The sequence below is a fragment of the Mesorhizobium sp. M0166 genome (assembly GCF_040322255.1).
In the GTDB taxonomy this organism is placed as follows: Bacteria; Pseudomonadota; Alphaproteobacteria; order Rhizobiales; family Rhizobiaceae; genus Mesorhizobium.
Genome location: NZ_JAMYTD010000041.1, coordinates 13,658 through 30,340 on the forward strand (window position 1 = coordinate 13,658; position 16,683 = coordinate 30,340).

17 protein-coding genes, 1 pseudogene and 1 riboswitch are annotated in these 16,683 nt (G+C 59.3%); of the genes and pseudogenes, 10 read left to right on the plus strand and 8 right to left on the minus strand.

Going from position 1 to position 16,683, the window contains the following annotated elements; translation table 11 throughout:
- Positions 1–9: 9 nt before the first annotated feature.
- A complete protein-coding gene (locus tag NKJ46_RS28440) occupies positions 10–672 on the minus strand; it encodes a transposase (RefSeq protein WP_352542143.1) in 663 nt (220 codons plus the stop codon).
- 289 nt (positions 673–961) lie between these two features.
- On the opposite strand from NKJ46_RS28440, the gene NKJ46_RS28445 reads away from it, so the two are divergent.
- Positions 962–1,213 carry an MFS transporter gene (locus NKJ46_RS28445; RefSeq protein ID WP_352458261.1) on the plus strand — a complete coding sequence of 84 codons (252 nt, stop codon included), beginning with the start codon at positions 962–964 and terminating at the stop codon, positions 1,211–1,213.
- Between the two features lie 62 nt (positions 1,214–1,275).
- Complete coding sequence (locus tag NKJ46_RS28450; protein WP_352515945.1) at positions 1,276–2,109, plus strand: helix-turn-helix transcriptional regulator; 834 nt, start codon at positions 1,276–1,278, stop codon at positions 2,107–2,109.
- A 317-nt stretch (positions 2,110–2,426) separates the two neighbouring features.
- Here NKJ46_RS28450 and NKJ46_RS28455 read toward each other — a convergent pair whose 3' ends face one another.
- Complete coding sequence (locus NKJ46_RS28455; protein ID WP_352669540.1) at positions 2,427–2,681, minus strand: hypothetical protein; 255 nt, start codon at positions 2,679–2,681, stop codon at positions 2,427–2,429.
- Positions 2,682–3,235: 554 nt separating this feature from the next.
- Positions 3,236–3,436: riboswitch (cobalamin riboswitch) on the plus strand.
- A 95-nt stretch (positions 3,437–3,531) separates the two neighbouring features.
- Here NKJ46_RS28455 and metE point away from each other — a divergent pair.
- On the plus strand, positions 3,532–5,868 hold the full coding sequence (metE, locus tag NKJ46_RS28460) for a 5-methyltetrahydropteroyltriglutamate--homocysteine S-methyltransferase (RefSeq protein ID WP_352669543.1): 2,337 nt from the start codon (positions 3,532–3,534) through the stop codon (positions 5,866–5,868).
- 107 nt (positions 5,869–5,975) lie between these two features.
- On the opposite strand, the gene NKJ46_RS28465 is transcribed toward metE, so the two are convergent.
- Genes NKJ46_RS28465 through NKJ46_RS28475 form a run of 3 tightly spaced genes read right to left on the minus strand, consistent with a single transcriptional unit; the run spans position 5,976 to position 8,416 of the window.
- Positions 5,976–6,194: an FMN-binding negative transcriptional regulator gene (locus NKJ46_RS28465; RefSeq protein ID WP_352542147.1), complete on the minus strand. Its 219-nt coding sequence runs from the start codon at positions 6,192–6,194 to the stop codon at positions 5,976–5,978.
- 34 nt (positions 6,195–6,228) lie between these two features.
- Positions 6,229–7,131, minus strand: a complete 903-nt coding sequence (locus NKJ46_RS28470) for a dihydrodipicolinate synthase family protein (protein WP_352669545.1) — start codon at positions 7,129–7,131, stop codon at positions 6,229–6,231.
- Positions 7,132–7,183: 52 nt separating this feature from the next.
- Complete coding sequence (locus NKJ46_RS28475) at positions 7,184–8,416, minus strand: trans-sulfuration enzyme family protein (RefSeq protein ID WP_352669548.1); 1,233 nt, start codon at positions 8,414–8,416, stop codon at positions 7,184–7,186.
- A gap of 82 nt (positions 8,417–8,498) precedes the next feature.
- Here NKJ46_RS28475 and pdxR point away from each other — a divergent pair, with 82 nt between their 5' ends.
- The 5 genes and pseudogenes from pdxR to NKJ46_RS28500 all read left to right on the plus strand — a co-directional run bounded on the left by pdxR (position 8,499) and on the right by NKJ46_RS28500 (position 11,147).
- Positions 8,499–9,995: a MocR-like pyridoxine biosynthesis transcription factor PdxR gene (pdxR, locus tag NKJ46_RS28480; RefSeq protein WP_502903467.1), complete on the plus strand. Its 1,497-nt coding sequence runs from the start codon at positions 8,499–8,501 to the stop codon at positions 9,993–9,995.
- Positions 9,996–10,156: 161 nt separating this feature from the next.
- Positions 10,157–10,234: pseudogene (locus NKJ46_RS28485) on the plus strand (MOSC domain-containing protein); the annotation flags it as partial.
- 115 nt (positions 10,235–10,349) lie between these two features.
- Positions 10,350–10,526, plus strand: coding sequence for a hypothetical protein (locus tag NKJ46_RS28490; RefSeq protein ID WP_352669550.1), 177 nt, complete (start codon positions 10,350–10,352; stop codon positions 10,524–10,526).
- The gene (locus NKJ46_RS28495; protein WP_352669552.1) at positions 10,513–10,710 is read left to right on the plus strand and encodes a hypothetical protein; all 198 of its coding nucleotides are present in this window, start codon (positions 10,513–10,515) and stop codon (positions 10,708–10,710) included. The genes NKJ46_RS28490 and NKJ46_RS28495 overlap by 14 nt, the downstream gene beginning before the upstream one ends.
- Positions 10,711–10,874: 164 nt before the next feature.
- Positions 10,875–11,147 carry a phenylalanine--tRNA ligase beta subunit-related protein gene (locus NKJ46_RS28500; protein WP_352669555.1) on the plus strand — a complete coding sequence of 91 codons (273 nt, stop codon included), beginning with the start codon at positions 10,875–10,877 and terminating at the stop codon, positions 11,145–11,147.
- 1,044 nt (positions 11,148–12,191) lie between these two features.
- Here the strand turns inward: NKJ46_RS28500 and NKJ46_RS28505 are convergent.
- Together NKJ46_RS28505 and NKJ46_RS28510 are read right to left on the minus strand one after the other, a co-directional pair.
- Positions 12,192–13,247, minus strand: a complete 1,056-nt coding sequence (locus NKJ46_RS28505) for a cytochrome-c peroxidase (RefSeq protein ID WP_352669598.1) — start codon at positions 13,245–13,247, stop codon at positions 12,192–12,194.
- An 809-nt stretch (positions 13,248–14,056) separates the two neighbouring features.
- Positions 14,057–14,359, minus strand: a complete 303-nt coding sequence (locus NKJ46_RS28510) for a DUF982 domain-containing protein (protein ID WP_352669557.1) — start codon at positions 14,357–14,359, stop codon at positions 14,057–14,059.
- A 556-nt stretch (positions 14,360–14,915) separates the two neighbouring features.
- Here NKJ46_RS28510 and NKJ46_RS28515 point away from each other — a divergent pair.
- Positions 14,916–15,386 carry a Ros/MucR family transcriptional regulator gene (locus NKJ46_RS28515; RefSeq protein ID WP_352594544.1) on the plus strand — a complete coding sequence of 157 codons (471 nt, stop codon included), beginning with the start codon at positions 14,916–14,918 and terminating at the stop codon, positions 15,384–15,386.
- Between the two features lie 250 nt (positions 15,387–15,636).
- Here the strand turns inward: NKJ46_RS28515 and NKJ46_RS28520 are convergent, their stop codons facing one another.
- Complete coding sequence (locus NKJ46_RS28520; protein WP_023721434.1) at positions 15,637–15,849, minus strand: cold-shock protein; 213 nt, start codon at positions 15,847–15,849, stop codon at positions 15,637–15,639.
- A 356-nt stretch (positions 15,850–16,205) separates the two neighbouring features.
- On the opposite strand from NKJ46_RS28520, the gene NKJ46_RS28525 reads away from it, so the two are divergent.
- On the plus strand, positions 16,206–16,460 hold the full coding sequence (locus NKJ46_RS28525; protein WP_352669561.1) for a hypothetical protein: 255 nt from the start codon (positions 16,206–16,208) through the stop codon (positions 16,458–16,460).
- Positions 16,461–16,683: the final 223 nt, after the last annotated feature.

Consider the following 16,683-nt stretch of genomic DNA (forward strand, 5'->3'; position numbering starts at 1 on the left):
CCACCCTCCTTAATCCAGCCCGAGCCTTTTCTTCAGTTCCGCATTCTCCTTGCGGAGACGATCGGCAAGCAGGCTCTTTAGCCGCTTGTTTTCTTCCTCGAGCGCGACGAGATCCTTCAGCCCGTCACTGTCCGCCGCAGGCGCCGCCGCCTTCTTCCAAAGATAGTATGTCTGTTCCGAGATGCCGGCTTGCTTCACCGCGCTCTTGAGAGTAGCGCCGCCGCCGATCGAGGTCTCGATCTGCGCCAGCTTCTGGGCACGATCCTTCGCGGAGTAGCTCTTTCGGCCCGTTCGCGCTGACGGCGGTGCTTCAGTGGTCGCGGATATCGGCTTGGCAGGCGCGCTCGCCTCAGCTTCTGGCTTCCTCGACCGCCGCGCTCTCGTCTTCGGTTTTGGCGTTTCCGTTTTGTCTGCCGGTTCGCTATGAACTACTGCTGACTCGGTCTCCAGGGGATTGGCCATGAAATGCTCCACTCGCGGTTTGTGCAAAGGTTCAGCATCAAGGGCCACTACAGTAGAGTCAACAAGCTGACGATTTAACGGCTCGACTTCCTTTGTTGTCTCGGCCATCGCCGCGGCGATGTCGAAATTGCCCCAGATGGAACGTGCGGATTTTTGATAATTGCGCTTTTGTTTGATTTCCACGGTGAATGGTCGCGTCTGCCGCCTCATAGTTCCTTCCTGAATAGGAGAATGAAGTCGCCGCTCGAATTTTTTGGCGCTTCCTGCTTAGCGCGGAGCATTATCGTATAGCCGCTCAACGGGCAAGTGATGCCGGTCTTCGATGGCTGACCATCTGGGGAGATTTGAGCGGCTTCGCACGTCCTGCGCATGCCTGTAAGGCCGCCAAGTTTTCTGGGTTAGCAGGCGCGCACTGTGGCAGCTTGGCTTGTACGGCGAGGCCATGGTTGAGTGAGGCGAAAGAAATCCAGCCCCGCGGTCAATCCCGAGGCTTCCCACAATGGCGAAGAGAACATCTTCACTCGTTCCTTTTGAGCACAAGACCTTCCGTTCGCTATGGTCGGCTGCACTCATTTCGAACCTTGGCACCCTAGTGGAAGGTGCGGCGGCAGCTTGGCTGATGACGAGCATCGCAGCAGTAATTTTTGATCGCCCATTCGTGCTGTGTACCAGCCCTGTGTCTTGCGCAAGTGGTCACGAACGGCTGCCGGAGCCTCGAAGACGCCCTAAAAACACATGCTGCGATTTTTGAACACGCTTGACGTGTTAGATTAATTCATCCACGATGCGTGTGTTGAACACGCGAGGTGAGTTATGAACATGAAAGAGCTTAGGGTTCGACTGGGCATGACTCAAAAAGATTTGGCAGAGCAGATGGCAACGACGCAACAGACTGTGGCCCGTTGGGAAACAGGCAAAACGCAGTTGAACGTCGAGCAGATCAAGGACCTTTGTCTCACGTTGAAATGCACGGTCGAGGAGCTGCTGGGCTGGAAGATTGATGTCGAGGAGTGGCGCACGAGCCCGTTTGCAATTGCCGATGCCGAAACGCGATACGGCACGCTCAGAATCAAGACGACTGTTGGCAGCCGCCAATATCCTATCGATGAAAAGGCGCGTGAATCGATTTTACGTCAGTTGAAGGAACTTCATAATCTGCGTAGAAATAACACAAGCAGGCCATGGCTGTATTGTTGGAGCCTTGACAACAAAATACTCTTGATAAATCCGCAATATGTCCGCACCATTGAGCTTATCGGTGACGATGTAGAGGAGATGCCAGAGTATTATCATCCAGAAATCTATCGGGCTTTGGATGACTGGGATAAGGGTGAGGTTTCAGGAAAGCTGAAGAAAGAATGCGATGCCATCATCGCAGAGATGGGTGATCAGGAAGCCGTGCGCATGGCCTCCTATGTTCGCGTCACATATGACGACGGAGAAGATGAGTGGAACTTCTTGGATGAAGAAACCGCTACGACTTTCTTCGGATTGGAAGCTGCGACCTTTGACGTTCCCCAGTGTAGTTTCGCCGAAGTGGAGGAAGAAGGTTACTACCGAGCGCGATACGCCAACCTTGATCGCGTCGCGGTGATGGAGGTTCCAAGCGACCGTTATCATAGATTGACCGCGCCCGAGGAAGCTTAGAACCATCCACGAAGGGCGCATGTTACATCTCGACCTTGCGTGGTGCGTTTTCAGTACGAGATGACGTTAAGCGTAGGTAGTGGCAGGTAAGAGTGCTCGACCAGAAGCTCAACTGCCTCCTCAATATCGCTGCCGATGTGCCGCAGGACACGTCCACGGGAGCGTGGATAGGCGTGAAGTTCCTGCACTCCACGGTCCGCTCTCCCATCGCCGGTGTGTGCCCGACGCCATCTTGTGGACGAGCTTGGCCGCCTGCACCCGGTTGTATTCCGGCTTGCGGTCCGCCTGGGCGGTCCGCCGCGATGGCTATCTCCATGTCAATCGGCGCCGAACTTTGACTGCCCGCTGCTTTTGATGAATTTGGCGAGGTCCCGCGCATAATCACTCTTGGTCTTCTCCTTGAGGCCCTGTGTCGCGAACTTGTGGTCCAGCAGGGCAAACAGGTCCAAGTCCCCTTCCGCCTGTGGCGCTGGCTTGCCCTCACCGCCCTCGGCTTCCCACTTGGGGACCGCTTCTGCGCGCTGCACCGTGGCGATTGTCCGCCCAAGACGCATCACAAGATCGAACGCCAAACCGTGCGCGTGCACGACGATTTGCCGCTCAGGCCTCATTTGGACAGGACTTGAGCTGGCCCGGTGGTTTGAGCCGGGTTACCTTGAGCCGGTGGGCTGCGAACAAGCAGTTCGAGACATTGGCCTCGATCACTTCGCAACACGCCGCTGCGCCTGGCCTCGGTGTGCTCCCCCCGAAATCGTGTGTCATATCACCGAGGGCATCACGGCCAACAGCTTCCACATGGGCAACAGCCTCGCCATTGAGCCGAATATGGTCGCGAGCAGATCACCAACGAAGCGGTCGGAACCTCGGAGCCGAAGTTCGACGCCGAGGTGGTTCGCATGATGCGCTAAGCAGCACCACGGCGCTTGCCGGTATGTTTGCTGCCGGCAGGCGACGAACTCCTATCCTCCTGGACAAGGGCGCCGTTCGTCATTGCTTTGATTTACCGGCCGCTCAAGGCTTCCACAGTTTTCGCTTTCGAGGCGACCTTTGGAACATGCCAACGGAAATTTAACATAACGACATAAACATTTCTTTATGCGGCGTTGACAGAGAAGCGAACTGCTGTAATTGTCTCCCGCGTCGTGGTTCTCCGTACGGCGCTGCCGCAGCGGAGCTAAGAGGGAAGCCGGTGCGATGCCGGCGCTGCCCCCGCAACTGTTAGCGGCGAGCCAACCCCACTCATGTCACTGAGGCGAATAGCCTTGGGAAGACGGGTAGAGGCTATGACCCCGCGAGCCAGGAGACCTGCCACGGCGAATTACGTCCACGGGCGGGGTGTCTCGGTGGCCGCTGCAGCCTGGCGTTCGTGCCGGCCTGCTAGCGCCTTCCTTGTCACCGACGCCCCAACCATCGGGGTCTGGCATGACTGTCTCTCAGCAAATTCCTGTAGCAACGCTCGGCGTGCCCCGCTTCGGTCGTCGGCGAGAACTGAAATTCGCGCTTGAAAGCTACTGGTCCGGAAAATCGTCCGCTGCCGACCTTCTCACGACGGCGAAGGCGCTCCGTGCCGCTAGCTGGGAGGAGCAACGCGATCGCGGCGTGTCGAAAATCCCGTCGAACGACTTCTCGCTTTACGACCATGTGCTCGACACCGCAGCCATGGTCGGCGCCCTTCCGTCCCGTTACGGCTGGAATGGCGGCGAGGTCCCACTCGACATCTACTTCGCTATGGCGCGCGGCAACCAAGGTCAGACGGAGGATTGTGGGCACGGTGGTCACCAGCATGCGGCTCATCGGCCTGGCGTAGCCGCGATGGAAATGACCAAGTGGTTTGACACCAACTATCACTACATTGTGCCGGAACTAGACGATGATCAGACGTTCGCTCTTTCGTCGACGAAGCCGGTTGATTACTTCCTCGAGGCTAAAGCCCTCGGCATTCACACACGCCCAGTCATCCTTGGACCGGTCACCTTCCTCAAGCTGGCTAAATCGCCTGCCGAAGGCTTCGATCCCATCGCGCTCCTACCACGGCTTCTGCCCGTCTACGAGCAACTCCTGCGGAGCTTGAAGCTGTCGGGCGCCGATTGGGTGCAGATCGATGAGCCAGCGCTTGTCCTCGATCTGAACCCGAACGAACGAGCTGCGTTCGAATTCGCCTATGGCCAGCTGTCGAAAGCCGCGCCCGAGCTGAAGATCATGCTGGCTACCTATTTCGGGCCGCTGGGAGACAATCTCGAAACCGCGGTTTCTCTGCCCCTGGCCGGGCTGCATATTGATCTCGTGCGCGCTCCCGAGCAGCTGGAAACGGTGGGTCGGCTCGCACCGAAGGATCTGGTGCTCTCGCTTGGCTTGATCGATGGCCGCAACGTCTGGCGTGCGAACCTGCCCGCCATTCTCGACCGCATCAAACCGATCGTCGCCGGCTGGCCCTTGGACCGCGTCGAGATCGCGCCTTCTTGCTCGATGCTGCATGTGCCGATCGACCTCCGCATGGAGACGGAACTCGACGCGGACATCAGGTCGTGGCTCGCCTTCGCGGCCCAGAAGACCGACGAGTTGGTGTTGCTTGCCCGGGCCCTGTCCCAAGGCAGGGATGCGGTGGCAGGCGCGTTGAAAGCGTCTGCCGAGGCTGCCGCCACTCGCGTGACATCCACGAAGATCCATGACCCGCTGGTTGAGGGGCGGATCGCCAGCATTGACGACAGCATGAAGCGACGAGAGAGCGCTTTTGCCGAGCGCTCCAGAGTCCAGGCCGGCACGCTCGGGCTGCCGCCGTTCCCGACGACGACCATCGGGTCCTTCCCGCAGACGCCGCAGGTACGCAGGGCGCGGGCCGCTCATGCGAAGGGCCAGCTGAGCTATGTCGACTACGAGACCTTCCTGAAGAAGGAGATCGAGGCTGCAATTCGCTGGCAGGAAGAGATCGGGCTGGACGTGCTGGTGCACGGTGAGTTCGAACGAAACGACATGGTACAGCATTTCGGCGAGCAGCTGTCCGGCTTCGCCTTCACCCAGCATGCGTGGGTGCAGAGCTATGGGTCGCGTTACGTGCGCCCCCCCATCATCTTCGGCGACGTATCGAGGCCCAATCCGATGACGCTGCGCTGGTGGCAGTTCGCCCAGTCGCTTACGGAAAAGCCTGTGAAGGGAATGCTCACAGGCCCGGTGACCATTCTCAACTGGTCTTTTGTTCGCGACGACGTACCCCGCTCCGAAGCATGCCGCCAGATCGCGCTCGCCATCCGCGACGAGGTGACGGATCTCGAATGGTCCGGCGCAAGGATGATCCAGATCGATGAGGCCGCGTTTCGCGAAGGATTGCCACTGCGCCAGTCTGATTGGAACGACTATCTCGACTGGGCTGTCGAATGCTTCCGGATCGCTTCAACGGGTGTAAAGGACGCGACTCAAATCCATACCCACATGTGCTACTCGGAGTTCAACGAGATCATCGACGCGATCGCTGAAATGGATGCGGATGTCATTTCGATTGAGACGTCGCGCTCGAAGATGGAACTGCTGGACGCCTTCACGAGCTCCAAATATCCGAACGAAATCGGTCCCGGAGTCTACGACATTCACTCACCACGCGTCCCGGAAGTCGGCGAAATTTCGGATCTCGTCATGCTTGCCCGCGAGCGACTGTCGGATTCCCAACTGTGGGTAAACCCGGACTGTGGCCTCAAAACACGCAAATGGGAGGAGGTCCGCCCTGCCCTGATGAACATGGTCGATGCAGCACGTGCGCTCCGGTAGAAAGTGTAGGCCGGAGGGTTTCCTGGTTGCTCACCATGTGGTGAGTGACCGGCTGCCGCATGTCGGCCGTGAATGTGCCAAAACGCGATCACATCTTTTGAAATAAGTCACGCGAGCGAGAATGTGCACTTTCCTTCGGCACGTGTATTAATCGCGCAGGAGTAAAGGGTACCGTTTTCTCCCTGTGACGTGTCGAGTTCGAAGGGGATGTGATTGGCGTCGAGACCGCTCCGGCCATGGGTTATCAGCATGCCAAGTGCGCTGTTCTCGATCAGTTCGTAAAGGACTTCTCGGCTCGGTTCATCGAAATGCGCGGGTACATACATGACAGGTTCCTTCACTGGCCGCCGGGTTCGCTGTTCACCGGTTGACATCCGATGGCAAGCGTTCCAACGCGGCGGCGATCTGGCGCTTCGCTGCTGAGGGCAGAGGCAGGATGGGACGCGGAGGGTCGGCACGGCAAATGTCGAGCAATTCGGCAAGTGCATAGACGACGCGAAGGCTCGAGAACTCCTTGAAGAGGCTCCAGAGCGGCGCAAGCGTGGCATCGATCCGTCGCGCTTCGGTCGCATCGCCCTGCTGCGCCGCCGCGACGATCTTCATGCAGACCTCGGGCAAGATGCCCGCGAGCACGCTGTACCATGTGTCGGCGCCGGCGATCATGGCCTCGGCAGCGTTCCAGTCGCCGCTGTAGCCAATCGAGAACCCTTCCGGCAGCGTGCGCCTCTGGTCGGCCAGATGGTTCTTGATCGCGTCGCTCCTGTCTGTCGGATTCTTGATAGCGACGACCCCACCCACCTTTGCCAGGCGGCTGACAAGGGCTGGGCTGAAATGGAAATGCGTCGTTCCTGGATTGTCATAGACGACGATCGGCAGGCCACTTTCGCGCGCCACCGTGGAGAAATGTTCGAACACCTCGTCATCAGTGAGCGGGGTGTAAGAGGCGGCGGCAAGCAACCCCGCGGCAGCCCCAATGGCCTTAGCGTCCTGCGCGAGCCTCACTGCTTCGTCGGTGCGCAGCGCGCCCACACCCACCACGACCGGCATTTGCCCTGCGGTTTCGTCCAAGGTCTCGGCGAGCGTCCGTCGCCGTTCCTCGCGCGACAGATACATGTAGGTGCCGGTGCTGCCGAGAAGACCGATGGAGTCGACCTGAGCGGCGCCAAGCCGAGCAATCAGCCTGCGCAGAGCAACGGTATCGACGCGGCCGTCACGATCGGCGGGCGTGATGGGAAACGCGGAAAGACCGCTCAGGAATGCCATGGCAAGGCTCCAGGTTTGTGCGTGAGCGCGTGACTGGCCGGACCACAGGTCATCACAAGGCGTCCAGAGCCCGCCGCAGGTCGGCGATTAGGTCATCGGCGTCTTCAAGACCCACCGAGAGACGCATGAGGTCCTCGCCGACTCCATCGGCCAGATGCGCATCCTTGCGGATCGGCTGCCGAGCACGGGTCAGGCTTGCCGGATGATAGATGAGGCTGTCGGCATCGCCGAGGCTGACGGCCCGGGTGATCAGGTTGAGCCGGTCCATCATCCGGCGCGCGCCTTCATATCCAGCGCGCAGGCCAAAGGCCAACATGCCCGACCCTTGGGACATCTGCTTTCGCGCCGTCACCTGATCAGGGTGCGAGTCGAGGAAGGGATAACTCACCCATGCCACCGCCGGGTGCGCCTCGAGCGCCTGAGCCACCGCAAGGGCAGTGGCGCTGTGGCGTTCCATGCGCAGCGTGAGCGTCTTCAGACCGCGCAGGATCAGGAAGGCTGACATGGGCGAGAGCGCTGCGCCGGTGATGTAGCGCAGGCCCGTTTCGTGCAGCGTGCGGAGCGTTGGCGCGTCGCCGAGAATCGCCCCGCCAAGGGCATCGCCGTGCCCATTGATGTATTTGGTCAGCGAGTGGAGCACGAGGTCTGCCCCATGTTCGAGCGGCCGCTGGAGCGCGGGGGAGGCGAAGGTGCTGTCGACTGCAACCTTTACACCGTGCGCGTGGGCGCGCTCGGCAATGGCAGCGATGTCGCAGATGCGGCTCAGCGGATTCACCGGCGTCTCGAAGAAAACCAGCCGCGTCCGCTCGGTGATCGCGGCATCGAGATTTTGGGGATCGGACAGATCGACCGCGACGACCTTGATGCCGAAGCGAGGGACCGCCTGTTCGACCATGGCAAGCGTGTTCGCATAAAGCGTCTTGTGGACGATGAGTTCATCGCCTTGGGACAGGAGCGACAGGATCAGTGTGCCGAAAGCCGCCATCCCCGAGGCAACGACCAGCCCCGCCTCGGCTCCTTCCAGATTGGCGAGCCGTTGCTCGAGGATCTCCGTCGTCGGATTGTATTCGCGCGCATAGAGCCTTCCGCCAAGCGTGGCGGCCGCCTCGTTTGCTGCCACGCTTTCGAATCCATAGGTTGACGTCAGGAACACTGGCGGCTGGACGGCATTGGAAAAGCCGGCGGGATCGTAGCCATGATGGATCGCCCGAGTGGCGAATCCGGGACCGGTGTCGTTGAGCGACCGCGTGAGAGCATCGGTCACGGATTGATAGGAGCGGGTCATTCGGCCTCTAGATCTTTCTTGGGTTTCCGAAAGATTGCCGGCAAACTGGCCAATGTGAAATATCCAGTTGGCGATGAATGAAATGGTCCAGTCTTCAAGTGCCGGTTCTGCAGGTCGCACGCACGCGATGGGTGCACGCCAGATCTACGAGGCTCTTCGCGAGCAGATCCTCGCCGGCGTCTATGAAACCGGCAGTCAGCTGCCGTCCTCCCGAGGCCTGGCAAATGACCTTGGGGTTTCGCGAACGACGGTGACGGTCGCCTATGAGCAACTGACTGCGGAAGGTTTCATCGAAGTCCGTCAAGGCGCACGACCTCGCGTTGCGTCCTGGCTGATCGGTCCTGAGACGAGCCGCACTGTCGCGAAACGAGTCGGCCCGGTTCATCTGTCCGCCTATGGGGAACGACTGCGCGTTACGCCGCCCTGGCCGGATTATCTGCCAACTGGGCTGAAGGTCGATTTCCGCTATGGCGACCTAGCGCCGTCAGACTTCCCCGCATTGGTCTGGAAACGTGCGATGAACGAGGCGATGGGGCAGCGCCCGTTGCGTCTTGCCTATGACGATCCTCGCGGCTCGCGCCGGCTGCGCCAGGCACTCCAGGGCTATCTCTGGCGCGCCCGAACCCTGAGCTGCGACCTCGAGCAGATCATCATCGTCAACGGTTCGCAGCAGGGCCTCGATCTGTGCGCTCGCCTGCTTCTCGATCCCGCCGACCGCTTCGTCATCGAGGACCCGTGCTATAGGATGGCGCGTCAGGTCTTTGCCAGCACGGGCGCCTCGCCCATCCCCGTCACCGTCGACGTGGACGGGATGAAGACGGAGTTGCTGGCGGGGATTGGTGCACGACTGGCCTATCTCACGCCATCGCATCAGTTTCCGCTGGGCGGCGTCATGCCGATCACGCGCCGCCACCAGCTTCTGGAATGGGCGCGGCACAACAATGCCTACGTGATCGAGGACGACTACGACAGCGAATATCGCTACGACATCAATCCGGTTCCACCGCTGCACAGCCTCGAGGACCACGGGGCTGTCATCTATCTCGGCACAATCTCCAAGACGCTCTCGCCAATGCTGCGCATAGGCTACCTCGTCGTCCCGCCCGAATTGCAGGAGGTCTTCGCAACCGCCAAACAATTCTCGGACCGGCATTCGCCGGTGGCTGAACAGGAGGCGCTTGCATCTTTGATCGAGAGCGGCGGCTACGAAAGCCATGTGCGGCGTGTGCGCAGGCTGAACGGCGAGCGTCGGGAGACGTTGTTGGGCGCCTTGCGGCGCAGCTTCGGCGATCGCATCGCTGTCCAGGGAGCAGAGGCCGGACTGCACGTCGCCGTCTGGTTCAACGACCTGCCACGATCGCAGGAAACGGCACTGGTCGAAGCCGCCCGAGGCGCGGGCCTGGGGCTACACCTGATCTCGCCCCTTTACGAGCGGCAGTCGGACGAAGGCCACATCGATCGCGTGGGGCTTGTCATGGGCTATGCCGCCTTAAGCATTCGGCAGATCGAGAAGGGCGTTGAGGTCCTGCGAGCGGTTGTCAAGCAGGTGCAAGACGCGTTGCCGGGACACGGTGGCTAAAACGGCGGGGGACTGGCGTGCTGGCGAAGAAACCGACCCTTGGGCTGAACCGCATTTCGTGCAAAGCCAACTGGACTTGTAAAACGCCTTGAAACTGGTGCTGTTGATCAGGCCAGTTTGGCGGCAGATTTTCGTGCGAGACGAATTTCCGAGAGCGATGCATGAGCCGGCAAGGAAAGCTGCTTCACATCCATATCGCGCCCGCTGCCTGCTATGAAATGGAGGATCTGGCGGAGACGTAGCTTGTTGCCGGCCGAGGCGGGCTCGAGCCCGCAATAGATAATCGACGATCTCTACCAGGCCTTGTCCACGGCCGAATGATGGAATTATCCAGCGCATGGTGCGGCATGCACCATGCCGATGCCAGAAGATCTGGACGCTCGACAAGCACCTTTCTTCTTACAGTTGCCGAACGACCCGCAGCAAAGCCTCCCCATGAGAAAAGAGCATCCCATGTCTTTCACGCCATTGATTGCCCCCGAGATCAAGGCCCGATTTTCATCTGATCAGCATTGTGGTGCGGAACGCTGAAATCGACGTGCCGGATGCACAGGCGTTGAACGACACGATTGCGGCGGCGGAACAGGCGGCGCTTCGCGATGACGCCCAAAGGGACGCGCATCTTGCGGCGTGGGCCGTTGCCTACGAGGCTTTCGGCACAAAGGCCAATCGAACGCCGTGCTCGGCCGCCGCGCTTCTCAAGCGGGTGCGGTAAGATGGCTCTCTCCCGCGGATATCCCCACTGGTTGATGCCTACAATGCCGTCAGCGTGCTGTACGGCGTTCCGATTGGCGGGGAGGATCTCGATCTTACCAAGGGGTCCCGAGACTTTTAATTGCGAAGGGAGCGGAGCCATTCGACACGATCCAGCAAGGTGAAATGGTAACCGAGCATCCCGAACCGGGCGAAGTCATCTGGTGCGATGATGCCGGTGTCACGTGCCGCCGCTGGAACTGGCGGCAGGGGCGGCGCACCATGGTCACGGTCGATACCCGCGCCATGTGGCTCGTGCTGGAAGCCCTCGGCCCAATGTCAGCTGAACAGATGACGGCCACCGGAGAGCATCTGATGGGACTTATCCAAGCGTTGTGCCCGGGTGCGCGAATCGAAACCGCGCGGATCGACGAGTCCACTACATCTCGTGTCCCTTAGGGCATGGCCCCACCTTTCGGAGAAACACCCCACTCAGCCCTGTCCGGATCTGGCGCTCCTTGCTCGCTCCGCTGGCCTACACAGTTGATTGTTGCGAACGACCCAGAACGGCTCTCGAAAACGAGCGTCGAACGAAATCAGATCACCGTTGGTTCTCCCGTAGCGTTGTTTGGCGTACTTTTGTCGCGATGCCCTCCAGTGTTGGATGGTCCAAATTACGCAAGCTCGGTCGAGTGATCGCGGAGAAGGTTAAAGTCGACTACATCGAAATTCATGGAGCGGTTCGGACAACGGGTGCGAACCCAGGACGTCGTGCCGGCGTCGTCAGGCTCTCCCGTCCGACTGAGCCTCGGTTTTCTTCACGGCGCGAATACTCCTGAGGCCGCCCGCATTCTCGGTAAGAGACAGCTGCCGCTCAGGACGGCCCACGCGATACTCACGGAGATGGTCAATCACGGCAAGGCGTTCGTGACGGTTCCTTGCGTCGACGACCTGTTGGCACTGAAGAATGAACTGTCGTCCGCAGGCGTGATCGCGAGCGCCGCGGCCGATAAGTGTTCGCGAAGTCCGGGATCGCACGAAGCTCTCTCAGGAGGCATTCTCCGTGAGGTATGGCCTCGATCTGGCAACGCTTCGAGACTTGGAGCAAGGTCGCTCGAAACCGGATGTAGCGGCGAATACTCTCCTTTGGACCATCGCCCGGAATCCGGAAGCGGTCGAAGAATCGCTGGACATGGAGGACGGAGTGGCTGCCCCATCACCCTGAGGGGGCCGGTCACTCCGGCGCGCGGCTATTCGGCCGCCAGCGCGATAGCCGGCCGCCGCGCGGTATCGACAGCGCGCGAGCCTCAAACGTCCGACGCCTTCCTTGGCATGTCGCACGCCAGATCCCAAACATGGTTCCACCGCAACGAGGTGGTGACGGAAGCAGTGTCTGCACTTTGGAAACGAGCCATTTGCGTCCTCATGGACCTCGCGAGTCGTCTCGTCCCAGTAAAAGTCGCAATCATTGTCGATTGCGATGTTCCGCAGTCAGCTGGCCGTTTATTTTCCTAAGATCTGCGTTACAGGCCGGGGCGTTGTAGACGTTTCGGCGGGTAAAATGGGATAGGCGAGCTCGGGTGCCTTTCCGGTCAGCGAGTTGAGGAAGGCAACAAGCAGGTCGACTTCTTCGTCCGCCAGTACCACGCCAAGCTGGGTGGTTCCCATGATGGCAACGGCCTGTTTCAGATCCCAAACCTTGCCCGAATGAAAGTATGGCGCGGTGAGTGCAACGTTGCGCAGCGGCGCCACGCGGAAAACATAGGAATCATCGGCAGTATTGGTGACCGCAAATCGGCCCTTGTCTTTTTCCGGCAGGACCTCGGCGCTGGGCTGTTCCACGAGGCCGAATGGGTAATAGGCTTCCCCACCAACGTTGATACCGCCATGGCAGGACGAGCAGCCTTTGTCCATGAAAAGCGCCAGGCCCTGTTTCTGTTCGGAAGTCATGGCGGCGTCATCGCCATTCAGGAAGCTGTCGAAGGGGGCCGGCGTGACCAGTGTCGCCTCGAAGGCTTCGATTGCCTTGGCGAGGTTGTCGAAGGTGACCCGATCGGCTTCAGCCGGAAAAGCGGCATCGAACCAATCGACATATTGCGGCATCGACTTGAGGGTGGCGATGACTTGACCCGGTGTATTGGCCATTTCGACGCCGGCTTGGACCGGTCCCTTCGCCTGAGCCTTCAGGTCTTCGGCACGACCGTCCCAGAACTGGGCGATGTTGAAGACAGCGTTCAGTACAGTCGGCGCGTTGCGCGGTCCCTTCTGCCAACCATGGCCGATCGAGGTTTCGTGATTGTCGTCGCCGCCGGTGGCCAGGTTGTGGCACGAGTTGCACGACAAGACGCCTGACGCAGAGACGCGTGGATCGAAGAACAGTGCCTTGCCGAGAGCGATCTTTTCCGGAGTGATCGGGTTGTTGGCGACTGCCGGCGTGGTGGGTGGCAAAGCCTTGAAAGTGGCCATTGCCGTTTCTCTGAGGTCTGCGGGGATCGAATCCGCAGCAAAGGCGGTGGCTGTCAGCAAGGGGACAGCCATCGTACTGAATAGGATTTTCATAAATGATCTCGCTGCGTCGTGCACGCAGCCACTCTGGGATATGCGGCTCATGAACGCCCTGCGCTAGATCAGTTGCGGGAGAGGACCGGGTGGTCTGACACCTGTTTTTGCGGCAGAGCTTGGACCGTCCCGGAATTGAACGCTCTTCTCGATTGGATTTTGGGAGGCGGAGGATCGCTGCTCGGCAAGCGGCGGCGCCGGAGCCGTGCTCCGGTTCTCTCTGCGCCTTCTACCATGAAGAAATCGGGTCGGCCGCTGTCTCAGATTTCGGTTCGGGGCCGGTGATCTGTTCCGCTGCAGGTCCTGCTCGACTTCCGCCTGCCTTCCCCAGATCGACGTGGGCCCAAATCGATCCGCGATAGTGTCTTGTAGCACCTTTGCGGGACAATCTTTTTTCGACTGTAGAGGACCGTTTCGGGTGAGCGAAATTAAACGAATTTTCAAAGGGCGCCCGAGTAGCTGTTTTGATCGGCTTGTGAGCTTATAGCTTCCATCGAGCGAATATTGGCAGACGACGGAGCACAATTTTGGCCTCGTTTATCAGCCTTCAATGGGACAACTGCTTTGCGATAATAACAGGGCAATTTACCGTCATGAATTTGAGAGAACCAAGTCCCACGCAGTGATTTTCACACCGGAAGCGTTGCAGTCCTGTCGCGAGAAGCTGATTTACAAATACAACAAGATGATTAACATCGGCATAGCGCGCAAAATATTGTTTGTTTATACTACGCTCTAGATGCCGGCGAAATCTGGATACAATAACCTCGTCGGCGTACCGGCTCCAGCCTCACACACGACTGCGACGCCTATACTTGCGCTTTTCCACTGTCCGACATGCAGGTAGCGAGCCATTGCATCGCGGAGGTTGCATCTTCCAATATGACGACCTGTTTCGCAAAGCGGAAAAAAGTCTTGCGCGCTGCGCTCGCAGGTTTTCGTCCGTTGTATGCATCAAAGCACGCCCTGAGGGCGGCTTCGTAGATCCGGTCTCGGCGATCTTCTGGCCATTCGTTGAGAAAATCGATAGCATCCGCAGGACCGGCAATCTCTTGCACGATGTGCGCTGCACGCCTTACGAAAAGTGGGCTGCTGAAAGTCCCTGAGCTCATTCGTTCCTCCCGACCTGCTGAACCGCTAGTTTGCGTGAACAGGCGCCTCCTCTACACCCGCCCACCATTGCGGAATGTGTTGTCACAGCGATAGCGGTTCAATAGCAAAGCAGCGGCGTGATGTCCTCGGTTTACCAGCGGGCCAGTCCCTAATATCCTGCTGCGAGAGCGGCTCCCGGATGAATCTACATCGTTTCGACCATTGCGAATCAACGCTTGATAGTTCCTCCACGCGCCACCAGGAAGCGGCCACTGCTCTGCCACCGATTTCACAGCCAAAGAGAGGATGGCGAAACAGAAATAGCCCGCTTCGTTTCGAGATTACTGGTCATTTCGGCGCAAAGCTTACGGCCGAGACGCGCCTGAAAATGCGCAAGTACCGCGGCAGGTCGCCAATTACGGACGGATCAACGGTCACGACGGCGGGATACCGCGCCATAGATCTCGCTGGACGAGCATCGCAATAATCCTGGCGAGACCTTTGTTGCTTTAAGCGGCGACCGCCACTATGAAGCGACGCTTCGCCGACTGTGTTTCACGCCGCCTGGAGAGTTTTATGACAGAAGAAGCCGAAAAAAACATCGACACCCTCATCGAGCTCACGGCCGATGTCGTCTCAGCCTATGTCTCCAACAATCCGATCCCGGTGGGGGATCTCCCTGCCCTCATCGGCCAAGTGCACGCGGCTCTGAAAGGGACGGCCGGAGGTGTCTCTGCAGAAGAGCCGGTTGCCCTTACGCCTGCAGTCCCGATCAGGAAGTCGGTGACACCGGACTACATCATCTCCCTTGAGGACGGGAAGAAATTCAAATCGCTAAAGCGCCATCTGTCGACCCACTATGGGCTGACGCCGGATGGATATCGGGCCAAATGGGGCCTGCCGGCGGATTATCCCATGGTCGCGCCGAACTACGCCGCGGCGCGCTCGTCATTGGCCAAGACGATGGGGCTCGGCCGCAAACCGAAAGCGCCGGAAGCGCCGGAGCCGGCGCCGACGAAGCGAACCCGCAAGAAGGTCGCGGCTTGATTTCGGCAATCGAGATTCGTTCTGGAGCGTTGCAGCAATCGGCTTAATCTGCGCGTCATATAAAAAGGCGGGGCCAACCCCGCCTTCCTTTCAAACAGCCTTGTTTCTTGAGGAATTCAATTCGCCACGCCTTGCAGCAATCTGCTGACCCGGCCGTCCAGTTGAGCCACGTTCTTGCTCGCTCTTGTCGAGCGGCCGTGAGTCCCTCGTGACGTACCGCGCCCACTCTTGCCAGGACGCAAGAGTAAATTCAGCCAACTTTGCTGAGACTGCCAGCGGAGGATTTGCCAGTGCGGCGGTCCTGTTCAATCTCATACTTGATCTTCTGGCCGTCAGCGAGGGTCGAGAGGCCCGCGCGTTCGACAGCGGAAATGTGGACGAAAACATCCTGACCGCCATCGTCGGGTTGGATAAATCCAAACCCCTTGGTGCTGTTGAACCACTTCACTGTTCCGGTCGCCATATGCGTGTTCCTTTGTAACAAATTGCAACGTGGGCAGGCCATTTGGCCAGTCCGATTCATAGCCGAGACTTAGGGGCAGCAATACGAAAAATTTCAAGGCCGCTTGATTGGTCGGCGACAACTTGCGCACTCCATTGTGGCCGTGGTCGCCAGCAAACACTGTCCTTACACTACCGCTCGAGCATGGCCGGAAGCGCCCGACCCTTCCAACGCTCCTCAGCGCCACGTCTATGGCTGGTGCTTGGAGGCACGGGACGTACGGCCGACCGCTGCTCGTGCCGCCGCTCAAGGGCCGGGTAGTTCACGGAGCTACCTTCGTGCATAACGGCTTGGCAAGCGCGTGAAGGAGTTTCGAATTGGATTGTTTCAAGAGGGTCGAGGGGTTAATCGATGCCACCAGCGTGGAAGCGATCGATAACGCGCGCGTTTTGCTGGACCAGTTCAAAGGCAAGTCAGAAACAATCGCCCAAGCGATCGACGACTTCCTACTTGATTTCATGACCTTGCTGTTTGTGATAGAAGCTACCCGCGAGCGGTTCCACAATCCGGCGAGGCGGTTGGCGCGCATCAGATTGAGCAGGATCAGGCTGTTACTCACCCGATGCTCTTGACCTAAGGGACCACGCTGCCAGGGATGCGTTTGCAGCCGCAAAGAAGGCAAAATCTGTTCGCCGGCAAACCGAGCACAGCCAGGCGGTATTTACGCAGATGAATTCGATCGCGACCGCCAAATTCTGCTGTTTGGTACCCAGCGACGACGGCAAGCGCGGACAGCTTCCGTGCTGCTGTCCTCCAGCGACAAACGTGCCTGCATGCCCCCATCCACGACGAGCT